Here is a 23,008-nt window from a genome sequence, read left to right on the forward strand (position 1 = left end):
ACAAAATGTGCTATGGGCGGACGGCATTCTGTTCCGCCCGTCGCCGGTAGACGAAAAAGTTGGCCATCAATTGCGGCACTTTCCGACGGGGACAGAATGGTTTTCGGGAGGACATTGTCGTGATTGTGCCGATCCACGCTGTAGGGGCGTGGGGTTCGGACCGGTGAGTTTGAGGTTGTTAAAGTTAAAATGTCTCTGGTGGAAAAAAATGCAGGTACCGACGATGCGCTCGCTCTCTCCGAAGCGACAGCACGGGATTACCTTGTTCTTTTGAAACCCCGGGTGATGTCCCTTGTGGTCTTCACCGGGCTGGTCGGTCTCGTGGTCGCGCCGGGACATATGAATCCAGTTCTCGCCGCCATCAGCATCTTGTGCATCGCAGTTGGTGCTGGAGCATCGGGTGCGCTGAACATGTGGTACGATGCTGATATTGACGCGGTAATGAAGCGCACGCGCAATCGGCCCATTCCGGCAGGCGTCATTGCCCCCAACCAGGTTCTGGCTTTCGGTCTGACATTGTCGGCTTTTTCAGTCGTCACGCTTGGACTGATGGTCAACTGGTTGTCGGCGGCGCTGCTCGCCTTTACGATTTTCTTCTATGCTGTGATCTATACGATGTGGCTGAAGCGTTCGACGCCTCAGAACATCGTCATAGGCGGTGCCGCAGGCGCATTCCCTCCAATGATCGGTTGGGCGGCGGCGACGGGTGAAATCACATGGGACAGCGTCGTGCTGTTCATGATTATCTTCCTATGGACACCACCGCATTTCTGGGCACTGTCCCTCTTTTCAGCTAATGATTATGAAGCAGCGCATGTTCCGATGATGCCGAACGTTAAAGGCGAGCTTTCAACCCGACGTCAGGCGATGTTCTATGCGATCATCATGGCGCCAGTCGGCGTTCTGCCCTGGGTGCTCGGCTTTGCAGGGCCTGTCTATGGCGCGATTTCCACGCTGCTTGGATTGGCTTTCGTTTATTATGCATGGCGTATGTTGGTTGCAGGATCGCAGCCTGAAATGCTGTCGGCTGCCCGCAAACTATTTCGCTTTTCGCTACTTTACCTGTCGGGACTGTTCGCAGTGCTACTTGTAGAGGCACTGGTAATGAAGGCATTCGCCGCCTTTGGAGTGTTCTAATGGATAAAACCGTACAGAAGCCGGTGAACAGCGAGCTGGATTTGGTCGTTCCGACGGAGCGGCAAAAGCGGGCCCAGCGCAATCGTTCCCGGGGACTGGCGATCGCCTTGGTGCTGTTCGTGCTGCTGGTTTACGTCGGCACGATTGCGAAACTGGGTGCTAACATTCTGGTACGGCCACTCTAAATTTTATCGGGGAGGAGAAAATGGCGGATCAGCAGGAAAAGAATCAAAAGCTGAAAAAGCAACAGCGTTCCAACGCGACGATTGCTTTTGCTTGTTTGTCTTTCTTCGTCTGCATGATCGGTGCAGCCTATGCTTCCGTGCCGCTATACCGCATTTTCTGTCAGGTGACGGGCTATGGCGGCACGACGCAGCGCGTCGAACAATATTCCGATACCATCCTCGACAAAACCATCAAGGTGCGTTTCGACGCGAATACGGCCAATGGGCTGCCATGGGATTTCAAACCCGTGCAGCGTGAGGTCACGGTTCGCATCGGCGAAACGACGTTGATCAAGTATGAAGCGCGCAACCTGTTCGATCAGGCGACCTACGGCCGGGCAAGCTTCAACGTCGCGCCGGGCCGGGCCGGGGCTTATTTCAACAAGGTTGAATGCTTCTGCTTTACAGATACGACCTTGAAGCCTGGCGAGGATATGGAAATGCCGGTGCTGTTCTTTGTCGATCCGGAGATTGTTAACGATCCCGATTTGAAGGATGTCAAAACGATCACGCTGTCATATACGTTCTTTCCGATTGAGAAGCCGAAGCCTGTCGCAAACGCCAAGGCGGAGACCTCGACGAACGGAAGTTGATGCCTTGAGCATTTTCGAACCAAAAGTGCGAAGCGGTTTTGTGTTGGATAATGCATAAAAACATAGAGATAGAGTATTCTCGATGTTTCAGGAAAACGCGAAATGCCCTGGCGGCGCACAATGCCGCAAAGACAAAACAATGAAGCGGTTTTACTCTGACGGGAGATACCGCTTGTTATAGACAGACTTGCTTGGCAACCCGGTTGGGGAGTATGCAAGAAGGTACGAGAGAGGAACCCCTAAGGGGATTTACGGGGAGAAACATGGCCGACGTTCATCAGAAAAATCACGACTATCATATCATCGCGCCGAGCCCTTGGCCGTTCCTTAGCTCGGTGGGTGCATTCGTGCTTGCCGTTGGCGGTATTGCCTGGATGCGTTACATCAACTCCGGCGAGCTGCCGTTTTTCGGCCTGAATGTCGTGACGCCGTGGATTTTCTTCATCGGCCTCGCAATCGTGCTTTACTGCATGTATGGCTGGTGGTCCGATACGATCAAGGAAGGGCATGAGGGACATCATACCCGCGTCGTGTCGCTGCATCTTCGCTATGGCATGATCATGTTCATTGCCTCGGAAGTGATGTTCTTCGTGGCTTGGTTCTGGGCGTTCTTCGATGCCAGTCTCTTCCCGAATGAAGTGCATCAAGTAGCGCGCGCCGAATTTACTGGCGGCGTCTGGCCTCCGAAGGGTATCGAGGTTCTCGATCCTCTGCATCTGCCGCTTTACAACACCGTTATCCTGCTATTGTCGGGTACGACGCTGACCTGGGCGCACCATGCGCTGCTGCACAACGACCGTAAGGGTATGATTGCCGGCCTTGCGATCACCGTAGCTCTTGGTGTTCTGTTCTCCTTTGTACAGGTGTATGAGTACATTCACGCGCCATTCGCGTTCAAGGATTCGATCTACGGCGCAACTTTCTTCATGGCGACGGGTTTCCACGGCTTCCACGTTTTCATCGGCACGATCTTCCTTTTGGTCTGCTTGATCCGCGCCATTGGCGGCGATTTTACGCCGAAGCAGCATTTCGGTTTTGAAGCAGCTGCCTGGTACTGGCACTTCGTCGACGTGGTCTGGCTGTTCCTGTTCTTCGCCATCTATGTCTGGGGTGGCTGGGGCGCGCCAATGCATGCAGGCTGATTGCCAGCAGTCAAAGGTTCGAAGGCGGCCCTGGCGACATGGCCGCCTTTTGTTTGTGAAGAGATGTTGAGAAGGGAAACGCAATGCCGGATCAGAACATTTATCCCCCCGTCGATCCCATAAAGAGCGGCATTGCTGGACATTGCCCGCGTTGCGGCGAAGGAAAACTGTTCGACGGTTTTCTAAAAGTGGCTCCGCGCTGCAAGGCCTGCGGGCTGGATTACTCTTTTGCCGATTCCGGCGATGGGCCCGCGGCATTCGTCATTCTGATTATCGGTTTTATCGTCGTCGGTCTTGCGCTCTGGATGGAAGTGAATTTCGGGCCGCCGCTCTGGGTGCATTTTATTCTATGGGTGCCGCTGGCCGTTATCCTCAGCCTCGTGGCCATGCGGTGGGCAAAGGGCGTTCTTATCAATATGCAGTATCGTCATAAGGCCGCGCAGGGGCGTCTGGACAGCCGACAGGATGACGGCCAATGACGGCAGCACAGCAGTCGCGCCGCTTTCCTTGGGGAGTGGTGATCGCATCCGCCATCGCGCTGGCTATTTTGCTGGCGCTTGGCACCTGGCAGGTGGAACGACTGCAATGGAAGGAAGCGCTGATCGCATCGACCGAACAGCGCATTCATGAGCCGCCACTACCGCTTTCCGAAATGGAGAAAGTCTACAAGGAGGAGGGATCGGTCGAGTATCGTTCGGTGACGGTCTCGGGTACCTTCATGCATCAGGGCGAACGGCATTTTCTGGCCACTTATAAGGGAGTCGCCGGATACAATGTCTATACGCCGCTGATGCTGGAAGATGGGCGCTTCGTATTGGTTAATCGCGGTTTCGTTCCTTACGAAAAGAAAGATCCGGCAACGCGTGCTGAAGGACAGCTCGACGGCCCGGTAAGCGTCACTGGGCTGGCACGTGATCCCTTGTCGGCAAAGCCCGGCTTTTTCCTTCCCGACAATGATATCGCCAAGAATATCTTCTACTGGAAGGATTGGACGGCGATGGGGACAAGCGCCGGTTTGCCAAGTCTGGATGAGGTCGTGCCGTTCTTTATCGACGCCGACAACAAGCCCAATCCGGGTGGTTTACCCATTGGCGGCGTGACGATTATCGATTTTCCCAACAATCATCTGCAGTATGCGGTAACATGGTACGGCCTTGCCCTGGCCCTGATAGGGGTGGTCGGAGCGTGGTTCTGGCGCTATCGAAAAGGGGGGAGGGGTTGACAACGGTCTCGTTGCGGCCCAACTCCCAGACTAAAACGTGTCTTTCCCATGTGGGACCGCATCTTTGTGGGGAAATCAGTTCACCGGACTGATTTTTGATTCCGCCGAGATGGGATAAAGACATGCGATGAAATAAAAGACTGAAGCGCGACGCGCTTAAGTTTAAAGCCACGCCGAACCTTGCGAGCACGCTTCATGACTGATCAGCGACCACCACTGGAAATCCGCCTTTGCGGCCCGCGCGGCTTTTGTGCCGGAGTGGATCGGGCGATCCAGATCGTCGTGCTGGCGCTGAAGAAGTACGGCGCGCCGGTTTATGTTCGCCATGAGATCGTTCACAACCGTTATGTGGTCGAGGGCTTGCAATCGCGCGGCGCGATCTTTGTCGAGGAACTGGACGAGATACCTGCAGAGCACCGTGACCAGCCGGTAGTGTTTTCCGCCCACGGTGTGCCGAAATCAGTGCCTGCCGACGCCCAAGCCAAGAACCTGTTTTATCTTGATGCAACCTGTCCCCTTGTTTCCAAGGTGCATAAGCAGGCCATGCGTCATCAACGCCTTGGTCGCCATGTCATCTTGATCGGTCATTCCGGTCATCCGGAAGTGATCGGCACCATGGGACAATTGCCCGAGGGTGCCGTTACGCTGATCGAAACGGTTGAGGATGCACAAAACTGCCATTTCAATGACGAGAACAATCTTGGTTTCGTGACGCAGACAACGCTCTCAGTGGATGACACTGCAGGCATTATCGAGGTATTGCAGGCCCGCTTTCCAAACCTTTCGGCCCCGGCGGCAGAGTCGATCTGCTATGCGACGACCAACCGCCAGGACGCGGTGCGATCCGCCGCTCCCGGCTGCGATCTTTTTCTGATCGTCGGTGCACCAAATTCATCCAACTCCAAGCGTCTGGTTGAGGTCGCGGAGAAGGCAGGCGCGCGGATGTCGATGCTGGTTCAACGCGCCGCTGATATCGAATGGGATCGCATCGGGGATATATCGGTGGTGGGGCTGTCGGCCGGGGCTTCGGCACCTGAAATCATCGTCGATGAAATCATTGATGCCTTCAAGGCACGCTTCAACGTGAAAATCGAGCTGGCTGAAACGACGGTCGAGACTGAGAACTTCCTGGTAAATCGCGAGATTCGCGATGTGGAACTGACGGTCCGAGACATGGCCTTCGTCAACGGCGAACACCGGGTGGCTGGTATTCCAAAACTGATGCCCAAGGACAATTGAGGGAAATAAGCGGCATGGCCGTCTATACGGATATCAATGAAATCGAACTTGGCACTTTCCTGCAGCAGTATGATATCGGCACACTGACATCTTACAAAGGCATCGCGGAAGGCGTGGAGAACTCCAACTATCTTCTGCACACATCTTCAGGTTCCTTCATCCTGACGCTCTACGAAAAACGCACCAATCGCGAAGACCTGCCGTTCTTTCTGGGCCTGATGCAGCATCTGGCCCGCCGTGGCCTCGAATGCCCTCAGCCGGTGGTCCGTCGTGACGGCTCCACAATTGGTGAACTTGCCGGACGACCTGCCGCAATTGTCACATTCCTTGAGGGCATGTGGATGCGCCGTCCAACGGTCGAGCACTGCGAAGCTGTCGGCGAAGGATTGGCCCATATGCATCTGGCAGGCGCTGATTTTTCACTGCACCGCCGCAATGGTTTGACGCTTTCCGACTGGCGCCCATTGTGGAACCTGTCGCGTGAACGCGCGGATGCGGTAGAACCAGGCCTCGTCCGCGAGGCGGAAGCCGACCTTGCCTTTCTTGAACAGAACTGGCCTGCCGATCTGCCGCAAGGCGTGATTCACGCCGATCTCTTCCCGGATAATGTCTTTTTCCTTGGCGACAAGCTTTCGGGCTTTATCGATTTCTATTTTGCCTGCACGGACATTCTGGCCTACGACGTTGCCGTTTGCCTGAACGCATGGTGCTTTGAAAAGGACTTCTCTTATAATCGCACCAAGGGAGCAGCGCTTCTGCGCGGCTATACATCGGTTCGTCCGCTTTCTGTGGCTGAGGCCGATGCGCTGCCGGTTCTGGCGCGCGGCGCCGCCATCCGCTTTATGCTGACCCGGCTTTATGACTGGCTCAATGTCCCGGAAGGCAGTTTCGTGATCAAGAAAGACCCGATGGAATATGTGCGCAAGATGCGCTTCCATCGTCAGATCGAAACAGCTGCTGAATATGGTTTGGAGCAACAGGGAGCGGCTGCGTGAAGCGGATTGAGGCTTTTACGGATGGTGCCTGCTCGGGCAATCCCGGTCCCGGTGGCTGGGGGGCAATTCTGCGCTGGAACGGTAACGTCAAGGAGTTAAAGGGCGGCGAAGCCGATACCACCAACAATCGTATGGAACTAATGGCGGCTATCTCGGCGCTTTCGGCACTCAAGGAACCGTGCGAAGTCGATCTCTATACGGATTCAGTTTATGTGCGCGATGGCATTTCCGGCTGGATCGAAGGCTGGAAGCGCAACGGCTGGAAGACTGCTGCCAAGAAGCGGGTCAAGAATGCCGAATTGTGGCAGGCGCTCGATGAGGCGCGCAAACCGCACAAAGTTAACTGGCATTGGGTCAAGGGCCATGCAGGGCATCCAGAAAACGAACGCGCGGATGAACTCGCCCGTGAAGGCATGGAACCGTTTAAATATGTCGGCCACCGGACTTTGAAGGTGAAATAGCAAGGGCGACTTTCGCCGCCCTTCTTTATTCTCAAAGCTGGTCGAGAAGGGCTGCAGCTGCGGATGTGACCGCCTGGCCCGGCTGTTCCTCGATATTGAGAGATTTTACTACACCGTCTTCGATGATGGCAGAATAACGCTTGGAGCGCACACCGAGGCCGCCACCGGAAAGATCGATATCGAGACCGGCTGCCTTGGTGAAGGTTGCACTTCCATCGGCAAGAAAGAGGATCTTTCCTTCGCCACCGGTGTTCTGCGCCCAAGCGCCCATGACGAATGGATCGTTTACCGCCACAACTGCGATTTGATCGACCCCTTTAGCGAGGATCGCGTCGCGGTTTTCGAGATAGCCCGGCAGATGATTGAGGCTGCAGGTCGGCGTGAAGGCACCTGGAACCGCAAAGAGAACAACTTTCTTGCCTTTGAAGACTTCATCGGTCGTCATTTCCTTAACGCCATCGGTAGTCTTTACCTTGAAAGTTGTTGCAGGCAGCTTGTCGCCAACTTTGATCGTCATTTAATCTCTCCTCGGGCAAGGGCGTCTGCTCCTCTGCCATTGTCAAATTCTCATCCGCACCGCGAAGCGGGGGATGACACAGTTAAACCGATAACTGGTCGCTGGACAATTTTAAAACACGGATAAAAGCAGGAAAGACTAATCCAGCGTTACCTGACCGGAGACGGCTCTTCCATTCTGCACAATGGTGTAATCGATAATGGCATTGTCTGCCGTGCCGTGCATTGTAGCGGTAAAACGCTGACCGGATTGCCCACTCTGGATCGCAATAGCATCGGAAAGCCTGATCTTGTCACTGGCAACAAACAGTTCCGCTGGGGCGACAGGGTCGGGAACGGTGAGGTCGAAGACGGCCTTATCTCCTTCCCGTTTTACATCGCTTATGCCGAATTCTGCGGATGCCGGTGTAGGGAGTCGTTCGAACGCGGTCTCAATGATCGTGCGGGCAGCAACTTCTTGCGGCGAAGCTGGCTGCCCTTTGCCATCGAGCGGGAAGTCGAATGTAGCCTGTACCGGAACGCAGATTTTCTCGCAGACCCCGAGAAAAACATGGCCCTTTAGTCGCGTATCAGCGGGTTTCAGGTGAAACACTATCGGCAGCGAAACCGGGTGCTTATATCCGATCCCGCCTTCATCATCCCCTGCAAATCGGACAGGTGCCGGGAAATCGATCCGCGCTTTGGCATCCCCCTCGATATTGATCTGCGGTGGAACGCCTGCATCGCCGGGATTACGCCAATAGGTCTTCCAGCCGGGCTGCAACTCGATCTGCAAGGCACCGCGCCTTTCGTGGCTGGCCGCTTTATTGGTGCCATTGTCTTCAAGCACGACGCGAACGCGTCCGCCTGGCGTCTCGGTCCAGTCAGAGTTGGATGCGATTGCTGGTAGTGCCAGCGAGGCTAACAGAAAAGGTGCGAGAGCAAGCGTTCGAATGTTCATGGACAAAAGATGGAATGAAAAGATGGTCGCTTCAAGTCCAATATTGCCGAGCTTGCACCGTTTGGCGGCTGGCAGTGCTGTGGTGTCCTGTCTGGCTACTTGAACGGATTCTCACTCTGAACGTGGGGCGCGAAATAAATGACCATTGTTATTTTACGCAGTCTTGCTACCTTCATATTCATGACCATTCTAAAGACGCCGAACAAGGAGCAGGGTTTTCTGAACGGGCAGTTCCTGCTTGCCATGCCCGGAATGAGCGACGAGCGTTTTGCCCGGTCGGTGGTCTATATTTGTGCGCATTCCGATGAAGGCGCGATGGGTTTCATCATCAATCAGCTTCAGCCAGTTGAATTTCCAGATCTCCTGCGTCAGATCGGGGTCATCGATGAGGATGAATTGATTATTCTGCCGGATCGCGCACAGCATATGATGGTGCGTAATGGTGGGCCTGTGGATCGTACGCGTGGTTTCGTGCTGCATTCCGACGATTATATGGTCGACTCGACCATGCCGGTTTCGGAGGATGTCTGCCTTACTGCAACCGTCGATATTCTGCGTGCCATTTATGGGGGCAGGGGGCCGTCACAGGCTTTAATGGCGCTTGGTTATTCTGGTTGGGCGCCAGGCCAGATCGAAGCAGAACTTGCCGAGAATGGCTGGCTGACCTGCGACGCGCCGCTCGACATGCTGTTCGATAGTGATATCGAGGGCAAGTACGCGCGCTTAATGCTCCACATGGGCATTGATATGTCCCGGCTCGTCTCTGATGCGGGGCATGCTTGATGTAAGGGAGTAAGGGAGTAAGGGAGTAAGGGAGTAAGGGAGTAAGCTAAAAATCACTTGCTTTAGCTTATCCGATTCTTTCAAATTCCCCTAACATACTGCCCTAAATCAAGCCGCTGCCGCGTCCCGCTGTTCGCGGATCATGCGCGTTGCCTCGTCGCGACTCGTTGGCTGGCCGAACATAAAGCTCTGCACATACTCGCAACCCATCTGACGAAGCTGAAGTGCATCGCTTTCGCTCTCCACGCCTTCCGTGACGACGGCGAGGCCAAGATCGTGCGCCATGCTCACAATCGAGCGAAGCAGCGTCGCTTTCTGTGGCTGATCGCCTTTCACGAAGGAACGATCGATCTTGATGATGTCGAACGGGAAACGCGTGAGATAAGCCAGCGACGAATAACCGGTCCCGAAATCGTCTAGCGACAAGCCGATGCCCATCGCTTTGAGGCGTGCCAGGACATGCGTGGACTGCTCCGGATTCTCCATAAGAACGGATTCCGTCAGTTCAAGCTTGAGGCTGCCCGGATTGAGATGAATGCGCGAAAGCACCGAGCGGACATCATTGATGAGGTCCTGACGGATGAGTTGCGTGGATGACAGATTGACCGAAACGAAAAGTTCGAGCTTCGGAAACTGCTCCTGCCAGGCGAACAGATCTTCTGCAGCCCGTTGCATTGCAAAGAGGCCAAGCTGGATGATGAGACCAGAGTTTTCGGCAATCGGAATGAATTCCGACGGCGAAATGGCGCCGCGCCGCGGATGTTCCCAGCGCATGAGCGCTTCGAAACCGGCAATTGTGCCTTCATCAAGTTTGACGATGGGCTGATAGACAAGGCTGATTTCGTCACGTTCAAGCGCACGGCGCAGATCGGATTCAAGCTGAAGTTTGTCGCTGCCGATGGCTCTGAATGCCGGACGGAATGGTTCGATACGGTCTCCACCGAAACGCTTTGCCTGATACATGGCAAGCTCAGCGTCTTTCACGAAATCTTCCGCGGTCGTCGCCGTTTTCGTCCAGGTAATCAGGCCGACGGACGATGTCAGAACGATTTCGCGCTTTGCATAGGCAATCGGTGCGCGCACGGCCTGACGCAAAGCTTCGGCGAAGGATGCGATGCGCCCCGGATCGCTTTCAGAGGCTAGCAACAGGCCGAACTGGTCAGAGGACAGGCGCGAGAGCGTGTCCTGCGGCTTCATGAGGCGCCCCAGACGACGCGAAATGGTCAGGAGGATCGTATCGCCTGCCGACATACCGAGGCTGTCATTGACCTGTTTGAAGCGGTCGATATCGATGATGAACACTGTTGGGTGCAGGTTGCTTTCCCCGCGTGCCATATTCATGACATTGCTGAGACGGTCGAGGAACAGCTCGCGGTTGGGAAGGCCGGTCAGATTATCGTGCACCGCATCGTGCAACAGGCGTTCCTCCGCCTTCTTCTGTTCCGTCACATTGACCAGTGTACCGACGCAGCGCACCACTTCGCCATCCGAACCGATGACGGGGCGCGCCCGCAGCGCATACCAGTGATAGTGGCCATCATTGGCGCGCAGCCGGAAAATCTGGCCGATCCGTCCGCGCCGGTTTTCCAGAATGGCGTCAAGCGTAGACCGGAACCGGTCGCGATCATCGGCGTGCATGGCGGGAAGCCAGTTGCGCACCGGGCCTTGCAGACTGTTGGCGGTATGGCCGAGATAATTGGCAATGTTTGGCGTTGTCACCACGCGATCACGCGGCACGTCCCAATCCCATACGATGTCCCCCGCACCGATGACAGCTAGCGCCTGCCGCTCCATGTCAGATAGAAGGCCCTGTTGCAGCGCTCCGCCAGCAAAGGCATGCTGCATGACGGTAAAGCCAATCAGAAGAACGATCAGGACAAGACCGCCGCCAAGTGCAGGCTGCACGATATCATTATCGAGCTGGCCCGATACTGTCATCCAGGCACCCAGCAACCATATGAGGGTAAGGAGCCAGGCCGGTATCAGCATGACAGCGCGATCATAACCCTTGACCGCCAGATAGCCGATGATGGCGACACCGGACAGGACGGTAAGCGCTAGCGAAATGCGCGCAATACCGGAAGCCACGGGCGGGTCGAAGACGGCAACCCCTGCAAGTGCCAGCAGGCCCAGCACCCAGGTCACCGCGCCATAGCTGAAATGATCGTGCCAGCGATTGAGATTGAGATAGGTGAACAGGAAAATCACAAGTGAGGCTGCTAGTGCCACCTCGGTGCCGGCGCGCCAGATTTGTTCGTTGCCCGGCGTTATCTCCATCAGCTTGTTCCAGAAGCCGAAATCGACGCAGATATAGGCCAGAACCGCCCATGCAAGTGCGGCGGTTGCGGGGAACAGTGAAGTGCCCTTGACGACGAAAAGGATAGTCAGAAACAGCGCCAGCAGGCCGGAAATTCCGAGCAGGATCCCGCGATAGAGCGTGTAGGAATTAACCGCATCCTTATAGGCTTCCGGCTCCCACAGATAAAGCTGGGGCAGATTGTGTGAGGACAGTTCGGCCACGAAGGTAACAACGCTGCCCGGATTGAGTGTGATGCGGAAAATGTCTGCATCGGCACTTGGCTGGCGATCGAGCGCGAAGCCCTCGCTCGGCGTGATTGATGCAATGCGCGGAGAGCCAAGATCGGGCCAGATGACGCCGGAGCCGACAAGACGGAAATGCGGAGCGACAATCAGGCGGTCGATCTGCTCATCGGTGGGGTTTGCAATCGAGAAAGCGGCCCAGTCGCCGGATGCCTTGCTGTTTTGATCGGCCTGCACTTCGATGCGGCGGACAATACCGTCAGGACCCGGTGCGGTCGATACCTGGACGCTTTCGCCCTTGTTGCGCAGAAGTTCGACAGCGCGAGACAGGTCGAGGGCAGTATCTTCCTTGGAAATTTTTATCGGTTCAATGGCTGATGCCTGAATGACCGAAACGGTCAGAAAAACCACGAGCGCAAGAAACCTTGCACCGGCAACAAACCACTTATCCGCAAAACCCGTCACGAGCGTCCAACCTTGCCATTGATCATGCGGCTATTCGTCATACGTTTGTCGCTTTCTATAAGGGCGAAAAGCAGGTGATCCTGCCAGAAGCCGTTTATCTTGAGATAGGAACGCAGCAGTCCTTCTCTCTCAAATCCGGCTTTTTCGAGAAGCCGTATCGAACGCTCGTTATGAGGGATACAGGCTGCTTCAATCCGGTGCAACTGCAGTCGGTCGAATGCGAAGGGGATAACCAGCGACAGCGCTTCGGTCATATAGCCTTTGCCGGCATAGGGCGCCCCACTCCAGTAGCCGATCATGCCGTTCTGGCCGACGCCACGCCGGATATTGCCGAGCGTAATGCCACCGACGAGCTTGTTGTCGCTGTTGCGGAACACAAAAAACGGGTAGCCGGTACCGGCCGCGATTTCATCCTGAAAGCGCCTTATCCGATGGCGAAAGGCGCTCTTGGTAAGATCGTCATCGGGCCAGGTCGGCTCCCATGGCGCGAGAAAGGCCCGGCTTTGCTCGCGCAGACTGGCCCAGTTTGCAAAATCGCTCATCATCGGCTCGCGCAGATAAATGCGCTGGCCACGCAGGACGTTCGGATTGCTTCTACGGAAGGGCAGGCCGATCATGACGGGATAAGGCAATATGGCAGTAAGTCAGTAAGGCAATAGGGAAGGGTGGACGTATTCGCCGAGCTAAACATACTGCCCTACTCCCCTAATGCCCTATTGCCTTAATTATACAGCGATTTTCCTCGCATGCGCACTGGTCGAAAGGGCGTCAGACAGTCCGTCGAAGCTCATCAGACGTCCAATAGGGCCGACACCGGCGATAGTGGGCTTGCTGTCGAGGAACAGGCGCCCGGCCAGATCGGTCAGCCGTTCTGGAGTAATCAGCGAGAGACGGTCCATCAGTTCGCTATTTTCGACAGGACGACCATAGAGCAGGAACTGGCGTGCCATCTGGCCTGCACGGCTTGCAGCGCTTTCCTGCGACATAAGCAGGCTCGCGCGATATTGCGCGCGCGCGCGATCCACTTCTTCCAGACTGATGGAGTCGGCGGCCCTGTGCAGTTCATCGATCAGGACGGGGACCAGTTCGACAAGTTCGTCGCGACCTGTCGCTGCATGGATGCCGAACAGACCGGTATCCGAGAAGCCCCAATGGAAGGCATAGACTGAATAGCATAAACCGCGCTTCTCACGCACTTCCTGGAAGAGACGCGAGGACATACCGCCGCCCAGTACCATGGACAGGAGCTGCGAGGCATAGAAGTCGCGCACATGATAGGCGCGTCCTTCGAAGCCGATCAGAACCTGCGCATCCATCAGTTCGCGATTTTCGCGGAAATCACCGCCGACATAATGGGCAAGGTCGAGTGTTGGCGCTGTATTGTGGGCGCGGAAACTGCCGAGACGTTTTTCAACTTCCTTGACGAAAGCATCGTGATCAATGCCACCCGCCGCAGTCACGACCATGCGGTCAGCGCTGTATTGTTCATCCATATATTGGCGCAGATCGGTGGAGGTGAACGACATCACTGTCTCGGGTTCGCCGAGAATGGCGCGTCCGATCGGCTGATGGCGGTAGGCTGTTTCGGTGAAGCGGTCGAAAACAATATCGTCGGGTGTGTCGTGCGCCGCGCCGATTTCCTGCATGATAACCTGTTTCTCGCGTTCCAGTTCGGCTTCATCGAACTTGGAAGCGGTCAGGATGTCGGAAAGAATGTCGATTGCCAATGGCACATCGTTGCGCAGAACACGCGCATAATAGGATGTGGTCTCGACGCTGGTGGCGGCATTGATCTCGCCGCCGACATTTTCAATATCCGATGCGATCTGCCACGCTGTACGTTTTTCGGTTCCTTTGAATGCCATATGCTCAAGAAGATGAGCAATGCCATGTCTGTCGGTAGCTTCGTTCCGCGCTCCGGCTTTGACCCAGATTCCAAGCGCCACGCTTTCCACGTGGGACATCGTATCGGTGGCTATCGTCAATCCATTGGAAAGACGCGTTACTTCAACACCCATAAGCAAACTGCTCCCTGCATTCCCGCTCTGGTTCTCGTCTCGGAGCCGGTCTTTTTAAGCTCTCGAATGGCGGCGAACGTATTCTTCCACGATTTTCAGGTCGTTGTGAAGAACTGTGAAGCTTTCTTTTCGTTGCATCAAGTCCGAAAGCCACGCCGGAAGCTGCGGCTCGACACCGCTGGCAGCCTTTACGGCATCGGGAAATTTGGCCGGATGTGCCGTTGCCAGAACAACCATCGGCGCGGCACCGGACACATTTTCGCGAGCGACCTTCACGCCGATTGCCGAATGCGGATCAAGCAGATAGCCATCCGCCTCAAGCACGGATTTGATCGTTGCTGCGGTCTCGTCGACAGTCGAACGACCAGCGGCGAATTCGCCACGGATCGCCGAAAGCGGCTTTTCGGATATCGAAAAACCGCCGGATTGCTTCAGGCTTTCCATCAGGCCGCGCAATGCCGCCGCGTCGCGTCCATGGGCTTCGAACAGGAGACGTTCGAAGTTCGAGGAAATTTGGATATCCATCGACGGCGATGTCGTCTGTGCGACGCCGCGCATTTCATATGCGCCGGTTTCAAGCGTGCGTGAGAGAATGTCGTTATCGTTGGTGGCAATAATCAGCCGATCGATAGGCAGTCCCATGCGCTTGGCCACATAGCCTGCAAAAATATCGCCGAAATTACCGGTCGGTACGGTGAAGGATACGGCCCGATCCGGCGCGCCGAGGCTCAGCGCCGCTGTGAAGTAATAAACGACCTGTGGCATGATGCGGGCCCAGTTGATCGAGTTCACACCCGAAAGCGACAGTGCATCACGGAATTGAAGGTCGTTGAACATGCCTTTTACAAGGTTCTGGCAATCATCGAAATTACCGTCGATGGAAAGGGCATGAACGTTGGAGAAGCCGGATGATGTCATCTGGCGCTGCTGCACTGGCGACACGCGGCCGTTCGGGAACAGGATGAAAATATCGGTGTTGTCACGACCGCCAAAGGCTTCAATGGCCGCGCCACCCGTATCGCCCGATGTTGCTCCGACAATGGTGGCACGTTCGCCGCGCTGCGCCAGAACATAATCCATCATGCGAGCAAGAAGCTGCATTGCGACGTCCTTGAAGGCGAGTGTCGGACCGTGGAAAAGCTCAAGGACGAATTCATTTGCGCCTGTCTGGACCAGCGGACAGACTGCATCGTGACGGAAAGTACCGTAGGCTTCATGCACCATGCGGCGGAAATCCGAATGCGGGATTTCGCCATCGACAAATGGAGTGAGCACCGCCAGCGCAATATCCACATAGGATTTCCCGCGCAGTTCGCGAATCTGTTCTGGCGAAAACTGGGGATAATCCTGCGGTAGATAGAGACCGCCATCCCGGGCAAGACCGGCCAGCAATGCATCGCTGAACCCCAGGACCGGCGCTTCCCCACGCGTGCTTACATATTTCATTTCTTGGGCCTTCATTTCAGATCGGCGCGGTTTTGAGCCGCGTAATGCAATAGAGCTTCCCTAAAAAAGCCGCAAGGTTTTAAAGCATGTTGGCGTGGATGGGGGGTTGCTCTCTGGAGCAAAAAACGGGAAAACGTCATCACGCTATACACATGCGTGATGTAGAAGACAGCTCTATCAGTGCAGGGAAGCCGGTTTATGCAAACAGCACCACAGAATCGTTCATCGTTGTTTCCAGTCTTTGCAACGGTTTTGCTCGTAGCCCTCGCAGGCTGCACAACCAGTGGCACTGATAAGGCTGCCGACGGAGCCGCAGGTTCCTCATTGACTACGCCCGCCGTTTCCGGCGATCAGCGCGTTAAGGAATCCGAGCTTCGCGCTTTCTGCCCTTCGGTTTCGTTGCGCGACGGCACGGCCTTCTTCAATACATATGAAAAGGGTGGCGATAAGGACCCCGCGCGCGTGATCTATCAGGCGGCCCTGACCGACACGACCCGCGCCTGCCAGTACGGCGCTGGAACCATGACCATCGACGTTGCTGCGGCCGGCAAGGTTGTCCCTGGGCCGAAGTTCAAGACTGGCACCATCACCATGCCGATCCGTGTTGCTGTCCGTCAGGGCGATCAGGTCATCTATTCCAAACTGCACAAGCAGGCGGTTAGTATATCCAATGGGGACACAGCCACCCAGTTCGTCTTCAATGACAAGGCAATCACTGTGCCGATGACGGATAAGAAAAATATCCAGATTTTCGTTGGTTTTGACGAAGGGCCGTACAATACGAAGTAAAAAATTACCGAGATCCTCGATAATATAAGCCTGTTCATAAACGATGCGTGGATCAGCATATCCGCGCATCGTTTATATTTTCTATAATTTATTTATGCTGGTTCGCACTCAGGCATATTTTACAGTGTTAATTTTATGTGATTGTGATAATCTGAGACATTATTTTGGTTTTAATCTTGTATTAATGCGGATTCAGATAATGTTCGTGTGTTTGGATCGAGTTGTGCTGTAAAGCCTTTATCGTACTTGTATTGGAATACCGGCGATAGTTGAATTTGATAAATCCCTGAACATAATCTGATATATTTGAGGGCAAGTATCATATGCGATTTGATCGCAGTAAATTTCTAAAGCCTGTTCCTCTCATCTTACTTCTTATGCTGTTTCTTGGTGCGGCTTTCGGGCAGTGGGCAGGCAATAGATTGCGAATTTTGGATGAAGAGCGGCACATAAATATTTATATGGCCGCTTTGCTTGCTCATGCAAATCGCCTGGTTGTTTCTGCGCATGAAACAATCGATGCGGCCAATCGCTCACCCTACGAGATGTGTTCTCCAGAAGATATGGCATATCTACGGGATCTGATCTTTTCTGCTTATCAGATCAAGGATATAGGTCGTTTTCGCGGTGGCCGTTTTATCTGTTCCACACTTCTGAGCAATATCCCTGGACAACCCGACCGTTCGCCTGCGGATGTTCATTTGAGTGACGGCACTTATGTTTATGGCGACCGATCCTTGATTACTCCGGGCAGCCACGGTTCCGTGATTGGTAAAGACGCAGCCAATGTTGTTTTGAGTTCGGTCGCATTCGATCTGCTCCATACGCCGCAATACGGCTTTGCAATCTATATGCGCGATGCGGATCAGAAGCATTTCGCCCGCCTTTACAGTTATCCGTCGGGGAATTTTCCCGCACCAGATTTCGGCGATCTTGGACGGAAATACGACGTGCTGAGCAACGTTATCAAGGAATATCGCTGTGATGACAATACGGGAATCTGTATTGCTCTCGAGGCACGCTTGGACAATTCCGGCAACTCCGCCCGGTGGAAATCTTTCATCGCAGTCAGTCTCGGAATGCTCGCAGGTGCAACTCTTGGCTTGGGGTGGTTCGCTTATCGCAACCGCGAACGCCCCTTAGCGTCCATGCTCAACAAAGCCTTGAGAGCCCGGCAGCTTGAGGTTGTTTATCAACCGGTGGTCAATGTGGCGGATGCCAAAATTACTGGCTTCGAAGCCTTGTTGCGCTGGCAGTTGCAAACTGGCGACCTGATACCGCCCGATGTGTTTATCGCTGAAGCGGAAGAGAAGGGTATGGCAGGCCGGGTAACAGCCTATGTCGTGGATCATGTTATCGATGAAATGGGAGATTTATTGCGTCGCAATCGAAATCTTCAGATTAACATCAATATTACCGCCAGTGATGTTCAGGCGTCCGCATTTCAACAAAACATCCAGACGAAACTGGCTGACGCGGGGATCGATCCTCGTCAGATTGGTCTTGAGCTTACGGAACGCACAGCAGTAGATTTTTCGAAAGCGTCGAAGGGCATTAGGCAGCTTCGTGATCAGGGGCACAAAGTCTATATCGATGATTTTGGAACGGGCTATTCAAGCCTTTCCTATCTTGGCGAGCTGCAGATCGACGCGATCAAGATCGACAAAGCTTTTACGCGCACTGTCTGTACTGACGGGGATACGGTGTCGATCGTTCCCCAGATCATATCGATGGCGCGGCAGCATAATCTCGGCATCGTGGTCGAAGGCATCGAAACTGAAGCTCAGGCTGAATATTTCCGCAAAATGAAGAAGCCGATGACAGCGCAGGGCTGGTTCTATGGCAAACCGCTACAAGCCGAAGAAGCCAAGGCGCTGGTGACGGTCAGTTTGCCAAAAACCAGACGAAAGCGTACCCGAGCAGTCACGGGAACAGCCTAAAATAACCGGTTCCGTGGATAAATGCAGATCGATAAAATTCGAATTAAATGCGACTGCCGGTATGAAATGAATGGCAACGGATTTAGGCTAGTGTGTTCTTATGAAACAGAAATACGAACGCATTCTTGAGCCGACGGACACCTGGGCGATCTTCGATACGTCCACTGGCGAACCCGTCATTATGGGAACCCGCCTGCTGATCGGCCTCTCTGAGAGCGAAGCCGAAGAGCTTCTGGCAATTCTCAATGCTCCGCCGAAAGGACGCAACAAACAATCCGCCGCCTGACAAAAACCGGGCGTCGGATTATCTCATTCAGGCATCAGTCCAGATGGACAGCGCTTCGATAACGCTTGGCAAATCCTTGTGGCGATGGATGACGGTTTCCGCACCGGCATCGGTCAGCTTGTCGGCATGGCCGGGATAGGTGTGTGCACCGCCCGTAAAGCCGATCACACGCATGCCAGCGGCGCGCGCGCCCTGAATGCCATGCGCGGAATCTTCAATCACGATAACATCCTTCGGATCGACCCCGAATTGCTTGGCCGCATAGAGGAACACGTCTGGAGCGGGCTTGGTCTTTTTGGTGCCGACTTCTTTGGCCGAAAAGATGTTCGGCGCAAACAGTTCGTAAAGGCCGACACGTTTCAGCATGCTTTCCAGCCGATGGCCGGTCGAGTTGGAGCAGATGCACTTCGGCAGCCTTAGCGCCGAGACCACTTCCACGATATCCTCAACCGCCTGAACTTCGTTCTCGAGCTTCTCGTCCAGAATTTTTTCGGATTTGTCGAGAAGCGATGCCGAAAGTGGAATCCCTGCTTCTCGCTCTACGGTGAGAAGAATATCCTGCCACGTCAGACCGGCGAAACGTTCAGCCATTTCATCCGCGGCGATCTGATAACCGGCTTCGGTGAGGAGGGCGGATTCTACTTCTGCCGCGATGATTTCGGAATCCACCAAAACGCCATCGCAATCGAAAATGATGAGGGACGGTGCCGCCATGATAATAGCCTTTTAGAGCATAATTCGACCGGAGTGAAACGAGGATCGATAAGATTATGCTTCAAATAGAAGGAGTTAGAGCGCCGATCTGATTCATTCAGATCGAACAGCGCTCGACTGGAGGAGTGGGCACCGGCAGCGGCCGGAAACACCGCGATTGAGCTACACCTTTATGGCGAAGCCGTCAAATCGGGTTGGTTCGGATTCAGACCTCACCGGAAACTTCACGCCGCCGCCGGTCCAGCTCCTCGCTGTAGCGACGCAGGGTGTGCGCTTCACTGAGAAGACCGAGCACCTTACGCTCCTGCGCGTTGTTGACCACCGCCAGAGCTTCGCTTTCTGCCCGGTCGAAACGGGCGACGGCTTCCTTGGCATTCATCTGGGGCAGCAGGAACTCGTCCTGATATTTGAGAAGCTCGCTGATGCTGTGTTCGCTATCTGATGTGTCGAAGCTGTCGGCATAGACTTCCGGAACCGGGATCATGCCGACATAGCGCCCATCGGCATCGACCGCGATGACGCGCTGAGTCGAGCCGAGCGGGAAATCGTGCCTGAATGTTTCGATGTCGGTATCGATCAGTACGGTCCGTACATCATGACGCATCATCCGGTTCACGGTCAGATTGCGTATCCAACCGATATCGTGCGCGGACCGGATGGCCTCGCCGCGCAGGTGAAAGCGCCACGTGGCGAAGGAGTAGCCGAAGGTCTTTCGTACCATCAGCGAAGATGAGACGACGGCACCTAGCACGAGCATGGAGATCGGAAAGTCCCCCGTTAGCTCCAGTGCGAGGAAGGTCATGGTCATTGGACCGCCAACAACTGCTACGGCGAGTGAACTCATGCCGATTACAGCGTATACTTCCGGTGCAAGCGCTAAGCCGACTGGCAGTACCGCTCCCGCCACTGCGGCAAATAGCTTGCCGGTCAGTGCCCCGAGAAACAGCGATGCAAAGAAAAGGCCGCCGCGAAAGCCCGATCCGATGGAGACGGCAGAGGCGAGCGATTTGGTGAAGATCAAGAGCAGTAGCGCGGGAATGGTGATGTTCGCGTTCAAGTCGAGGTGCAGAGCTCCATGACCGGAGGCCAGAACCTGCGGCGAAAAGAACGCTATCGTTCCAACGAGTGCACCGCCGATTGCCGGTGCCATTACATTGGGTATAACACTCCGTCGGGCGAACGTTTCAACAAAAGTGACGCCGCGCATGATGAGAATGGCGATGCCCGCTGAAAAGAAGCCGAGAACGAGTGCAGGAACATAATCGCGTGGTGTGATGTCGTTGATCTGTCCGATATCGATGACGAACGGTGCCCCGCCGATTGCCTGTGTTACCAGAGCACCGATCATTGCCGCTACAACTACCGGTGCCAGCGTGGCGATAGAATAGACGCCGATGATGAGTTCGAATGCGTAAAAAGCGCCTGTAAGGGGCGCATTGAATGCACTGGCGATGGCGGCAGCAGCACCGCAGCCGACCAATGTTCGCAGATCCGCGCGGCGAAGTTTGAGTGCTCGGCCAATGCGGGACGCGAAACCGCTCGCAAGCTGTGTATAGGCAGCTTCAAGGCCGACCGATGCGCCGAACCCGTTGGAAATCAGGTTCTGCCCGACGAGAATAAAGCTGTCCGTCAGCGAGAGACGCCCGCCATGAAGTGCATTGGCTTCGATGGGGTCGACGATGGGACGCTTGCGCCAGCGTGCAAGAACCCAGATCACGATCCCCATCAAGACGCCGCCCGCAAGTGGCGCAATATAGGCGCTGGGTTGCAGTGACGCTGCTGAACTTAGCTTTTCGCCGGGCTCCAGGGCGAAGATGGCCTGGTGCATCCATTGGGAAATGCTGCCTATAGCGGCAACCATCAGTCCGGAAATGATGCCGATGACTGTACCGGCAATGACGAGACCTATTTCGCTGCCGCGAACCAATGCTCGCATGCGAAAGGGTACAAAAAGAACCCGCAAATACCGGTTATGTCGCAGCTCAGCGATATTCATCATAAAATACACCGGACAAGCAGGACGGCTCGCCCGCCCGCCACGCAAACTCAGAAGTTGAATGCCGATTATAGGCAAAAAGGAATAACCAAGCCTTATCGATGGCACGATGAGAAAGCCACCATTGCATAGCGATCACGGCGTTAAGATGACAGGCGGTAAAATGTCGAGTGCCAATTAACCGCGAAAAGCCCGGAACTGCGGTCTTTCCCTCCCGGTTAAGAAAAGATTTACGATTTCAATCACTTGGCGTTAACTGCATATTTACCCTACCCGGTAACCATAAGGACAAGTTTTTTGCGTCCACAGGTAATCGAGTATCCCATGTCTCTTGTACGTCTTGCACATGAGTTGCCCATCGAGGCTCCGCGTACCGCCTGGCTTGACTCCATCATCAAAGGTGATTGCGTCGCGGCTCTGGAACGCCTGCCGGATCATTCCGTGGACGTCATTTTTGCCGATCCTCCATATAATCTCCAGCTGGGTGGCGATTTGCATCGTCCCGACCAGTCGATGGTCAGCGCAGTTGACGATCATTGGGACCAGTTCGAGAGCTTTCAAGCCTATGATGCCTTCACGCGTGCCTGGCTTATGGCCTGCCGCCGTGTCTTGAAGCCGAATGGCACCATCTGGGTCATCGGTTCTTACCACAACATTTTTCGGGTTGGCTCGCAGTTGCAGGATCTCGGCTTCTGGCTGTTGAACGACATCATCTGGCGCAAGACGAACCCGATGCCCAATTTCCGCGGTCGTCGCTTCCAGAATGCCCATGAAACGCTGATCTGGGCCTCGCGTGACCAGAAGGGTAAAGGCTACACCTTCAACTATGAAGCGATGAAGGCCGCCAATGACGACATACAGATGCGCTCGGATTGGCTGTTCCCGATCTGCACCGGTTCTGAACGCCTGAAAGACGAAAACGGTGACAAGGTTCATCCAACCCAGAAGCCGGAAGCGCTGCTTGCCCGTATCATGATGGCATCCAGCAAGCCCGGCGACGTTATTCTCGATCCATTCTTCGGTTCCGGGACAACGGGTGCAGTTGCCAAGCGCCTCGGACGCCACTTTGTCGGCATAGAGCGCGAACAGAGCTATATCGATGCGGCAACGGCACGCATCGATGCTGTTGAACCGCTCGGCAAAGCCGAACTGACAGTGATGACCGGCAAGCGGGCTGAACCGCGTGTGGCATTCACCAGTGTCCTCGAAGCAGGCCTTCTTCGCCCCGGCACGGTGCTTTCCGATGAGCGTCGCCGTTTTGCTGCCATTGTTAGGGCGGATGGTACGCTGGCTGCCAACGGTGAAGCGGGTTCGATCCATCGTATGGGTGCAAAGGTCCAGGGCTTTGATGCCTGCAATGGATGGACTTTCTGGCACTATGAGGAAAACGGCGCGCTGAAGCCAATCGACGCCTTGCGCAAGGTCATCCGCGACCAGATGGCAGTTGCGGGCGCTTAGAGCGCATCCCGAAAAGTGCGGAGCGGTTTTCGGAAAAAGATGCGCAAACACAAGTTATCGGACGGCCTCCAGCATAGTCTGATAGTGAGGCGCTCGAAGCATC

The 23,008-nt window shown here is 54.9% G+C and carries 22 protein-coding genes; 14 read left to right on the plus strand and 8 right to left on the minus strand.

Features of this window, described 5'->3' with window-relative positions:
* Window positions 1-189 precede the first annotated feature (189 nt).
* The 9 genes from JNC70_RS07370 (at window position 190) to rnhA (ending at window position 7,013) form a co-directional block, all read left to right on the plus strand.
* A complete protein-coding gene (locus tag JNC70_RS07370; protein WP_374788561.1) occupies window positions 190-1,137 on the plus strand; it encodes a heme o synthase in 948 nt (315 codons plus the stop codon).
* The gene (locus tag JNC70_RS07375; RefSeq protein ID WP_211692387.1) at window positions 1,137-1,322 is read left to right on the plus strand and encodes a cytochrome c oxidase system small membrane protein; all 186 of its coding nucleotides are present in this window, start codon (window positions 1,137-1,139) and stop codon (window positions 1,320-1,322) included. Before JNC70_RS07370 ends, JNC70_RS07375 begins: the two co-directional genes overlap by 1 nt.
* A 20-nt stretch (window positions 1,323-1,342) precedes the next feature.
* Complete coding sequence (locus JNC70_RS07380) at window positions 1,343-1,954, plus strand: cytochrome c oxidase assembly protein (RefSeq protein WP_104754736.1); 612 nt, start codon at window positions 1,343-1,345, stop codon at window positions 1,952-1,954.
* Between the two features lie 263 nt (window positions 1,955-2,217).
* Window positions 2,218-3,096, plus strand: coding sequence for a cytochrome c oxidase subunit 3 (locus JNC70_RS07385; protein ID WP_104754737.1), 879 nt, complete (start codon window positions 2,218-2,220; stop codon window positions 3,094-3,096).
* Window positions 3,097-3,179: 83 nt separating this feature from the next.
* The gene (locus JNC70_RS07390; protein ID WP_374788562.1) at window positions 3,180-3,575 is read left to right on the plus strand and encodes a DUF983 domain-containing protein; all 396 of its coding nucleotides are present in this window, start codon (window positions 3,180-3,182) and stop codon (window positions 3,573-3,575) included.
* Window positions 3,572-4,318 (plus strand): SURF1 family protein, encoded by a 747-nt coding sequence (locus JNC70_RS07395; protein ID WP_374788563.1) that lies wholly within the window; start codon window positions 3,572-3,574, stop codon window positions 4,316-4,318. The genes JNC70_RS07390 and JNC70_RS07395 overlap by 4 nt, the downstream gene beginning before the upstream one ends.
* A 195-nt stretch (window positions 4,319-4,513) precedes the next feature.
* Window positions 4,514-5,557: a 4-hydroxy-3-methylbut-2-enyl diphosphate reductase gene (gene ispH / locus JNC70_RS07400; RefSeq protein ID WP_104754740.1), complete on the plus strand. Its 1,044-nt coding sequence runs from the start codon at window positions 4,514-4,516 to the stop codon at window positions 5,555-5,557.
* 14 nt (window positions 5,558-5,571) lie between these two features.
* Window positions 5,572-6,552, plus strand: coding sequence for a homoserine kinase (locus JNC70_RS07405; protein WP_104754741.1), 981 nt, complete (start codon window positions 5,572-5,574; stop codon window positions 6,550-6,552).
* Window positions 6,549-7,013, plus strand: coding sequence for a ribonuclease HI (gene rnhA / locus JNC70_RS07410; protein WP_374788564.1), 465 nt, complete (start codon window positions 6,549-6,551; stop codon window positions 7,011-7,013). The genes JNC70_RS07405 and rnhA overlap by 4 nt, the downstream gene beginning before the upstream one ends.
* 31 nt (window positions 7,014-7,044) lie before the next feature.
* On the opposite strand, the gene JNC70_RS07415 is transcribed toward rnhA, so the two are convergent.
* Both JNC70_RS07415 and JNC70_RS07420 read right to left on the minus strand, forming a co-directional pair.
* Window positions 7,045-7,530, minus strand: coding sequence for a peroxiredoxin (locus JNC70_RS07415; RefSeq protein WP_104754743.1), 486 nt, complete (start codon window positions 7,528-7,530; stop codon window positions 7,045-7,047).
* Window positions 7,531-7,668: 138 nt separating this feature from the next.
* Entirely contained in the window at window positions 7,669-8,469 is an 801-nt protein-coding gene (locus JNC70_RS07420) for a protein-disulfide reductase DsbD domain-containing protein (RefSeq protein ID WP_104754744.1), read from the minus strand.
* 180 nt (window positions 8,470-8,649) lie between these two features.
* Between JNC70_RS07420 and JNC70_RS07425 the strand changes: the two genes are divergently transcribed.
* Window positions 8,650-9,252 carry a YqgE/AlgH family protein gene (locus JNC70_RS07425; protein ID WP_104754786.1) on the plus strand — a complete coding sequence of 201 codons (603 nt, stop codon included), beginning with the start codon at window positions 8,650-8,652 and terminating at the stop codon, window positions 9,250-9,252.
* Window positions 9,253-9,360: 108 nt separating this feature from the next.
* On the opposite strand, the gene pdeA is transcribed toward JNC70_RS07425, so the two are convergent.
* The 4 genes from pdeA to thrC form a co-directional block, all read right to left on the minus strand.
* Window positions 9,361-12,258, minus strand: a complete 2,898-nt coding sequence (gene pdeA / locus JNC70_RS07430) for a phosphodiesterase PdeA (protein ID WP_104754745.1) — start codon at window positions 12,256-12,258, stop codon at window positions 9,361-9,363.
* Window positions 12,255-12,875, minus strand: coding sequence for a GNAT family N-acetyltransferase (locus tag JNC70_RS07435; protein WP_374788575.1), 621 nt, complete (start codon window positions 12,873-12,875; stop codon window positions 12,255-12,257). Before JNC70_RS07435 ends, pdeA begins: the two co-directional genes overlap by 4 nt.
* A gap of 108 nt (window positions 12,876-12,983) precedes the next feature.
* Window positions 12,984-14,276, minus strand: coding sequence for a M16 family metallopeptidase (locus JNC70_RS07440; protein WP_104754747.1), 1,293 nt, complete (start codon window positions 14,274-14,276; stop codon window positions 12,984-12,986).
* A gap of 54 nt (window positions 14,277-14,330) precedes the next feature.
* Complete coding sequence (gene thrC / locus JNC70_RS07445; RefSeq protein ID WP_104754748.1) at window positions 14,331-15,722, minus strand: threonine synthase; 1,392 nt, start codon at window positions 15,720-15,722, stop codon at window positions 14,331-14,333.
* Window positions 15,723-15,920: 198 nt separating this feature from the next.
* Here thrC and JNC70_RS07450 point away from each other — a divergent pair, with 198 nt between their 5' ends.
* From JNC70_RS07450 to JNC70_RS07460, 3 genes are all read left to right on the plus strand, one after another.
* A complete protein-coding gene (locus JNC70_RS07450; RefSeq protein ID WP_104754749.1) occupies window positions 15,921-16,511 on the plus strand; it encodes a hypothetical protein in 591 nt (196 codons plus the stop codon).
* A 323-nt stretch (window positions 16,512-16,834) separates the two neighbouring features.
* Complete coding sequence (locus JNC70_RS07455; RefSeq protein ID WP_374788565.1) at window positions 16,835-18,451, plus strand: EAL domain-containing protein; 1,617 nt, start codon at window positions 16,835-16,837, stop codon at window positions 18,449-18,451.
* Window positions 18,452-18,551: 100 nt separating this feature from the next.
* Window positions 18,552-18,737, plus strand: coding sequence for a hypothetical protein (locus JNC70_RS07460; RefSeq protein WP_104754751.1), 186 nt, complete (start codon window positions 18,552-18,554; stop codon window positions 18,735-18,737).
* Between the two features lie 27 nt (window positions 18,738-18,764).
* On the opposite strand, the gene JNC70_RS07465 is transcribed toward JNC70_RS07460, so the two are convergent.
* Entirely contained in the window at window positions 18,765-19,451 is a 687-nt protein-coding gene (locus JNC70_RS07465) for an HAD family hydrolase (RefSeq protein ID WP_374788566.1), read from the minus strand.
* A gap of 205 nt (window positions 19,452-19,656) precedes the next feature.
* Window positions 19,657-21,447, minus strand: coding sequence for a chloride channel protein (locus JNC70_RS07470; RefSeq protein ID WP_211692419.1), 1,791 nt, complete (start codon window positions 21,445-21,447; stop codon window positions 19,657-19,659).
* A 324-nt stretch (window positions 21,448-21,771) separates the two neighbouring features.
* Between JNC70_RS07470 and JNC70_RS07475 the strand changes: the two genes are divergently transcribed.
* Complete coding sequence (locus tag JNC70_RS07475; protein WP_104754753.1) at window positions 21,772-22,905, plus strand: site-specific DNA-methyltransferase; 1,134 nt, start codon at window positions 21,772-21,774, stop codon at window positions 22,903-22,905.
* Window positions 22,906-23,008 lie beyond the last annotated feature (103 nt).

The organism is Brucella oryzae (genome assembly GCF_041929965.1).
Classification (GTDB): domain Bacteria; phylum Pseudomonadota; class Alphaproteobacteria; order Rhizobiales; family Rhizobiaceae; genus Brucella; species Brucella oryzae.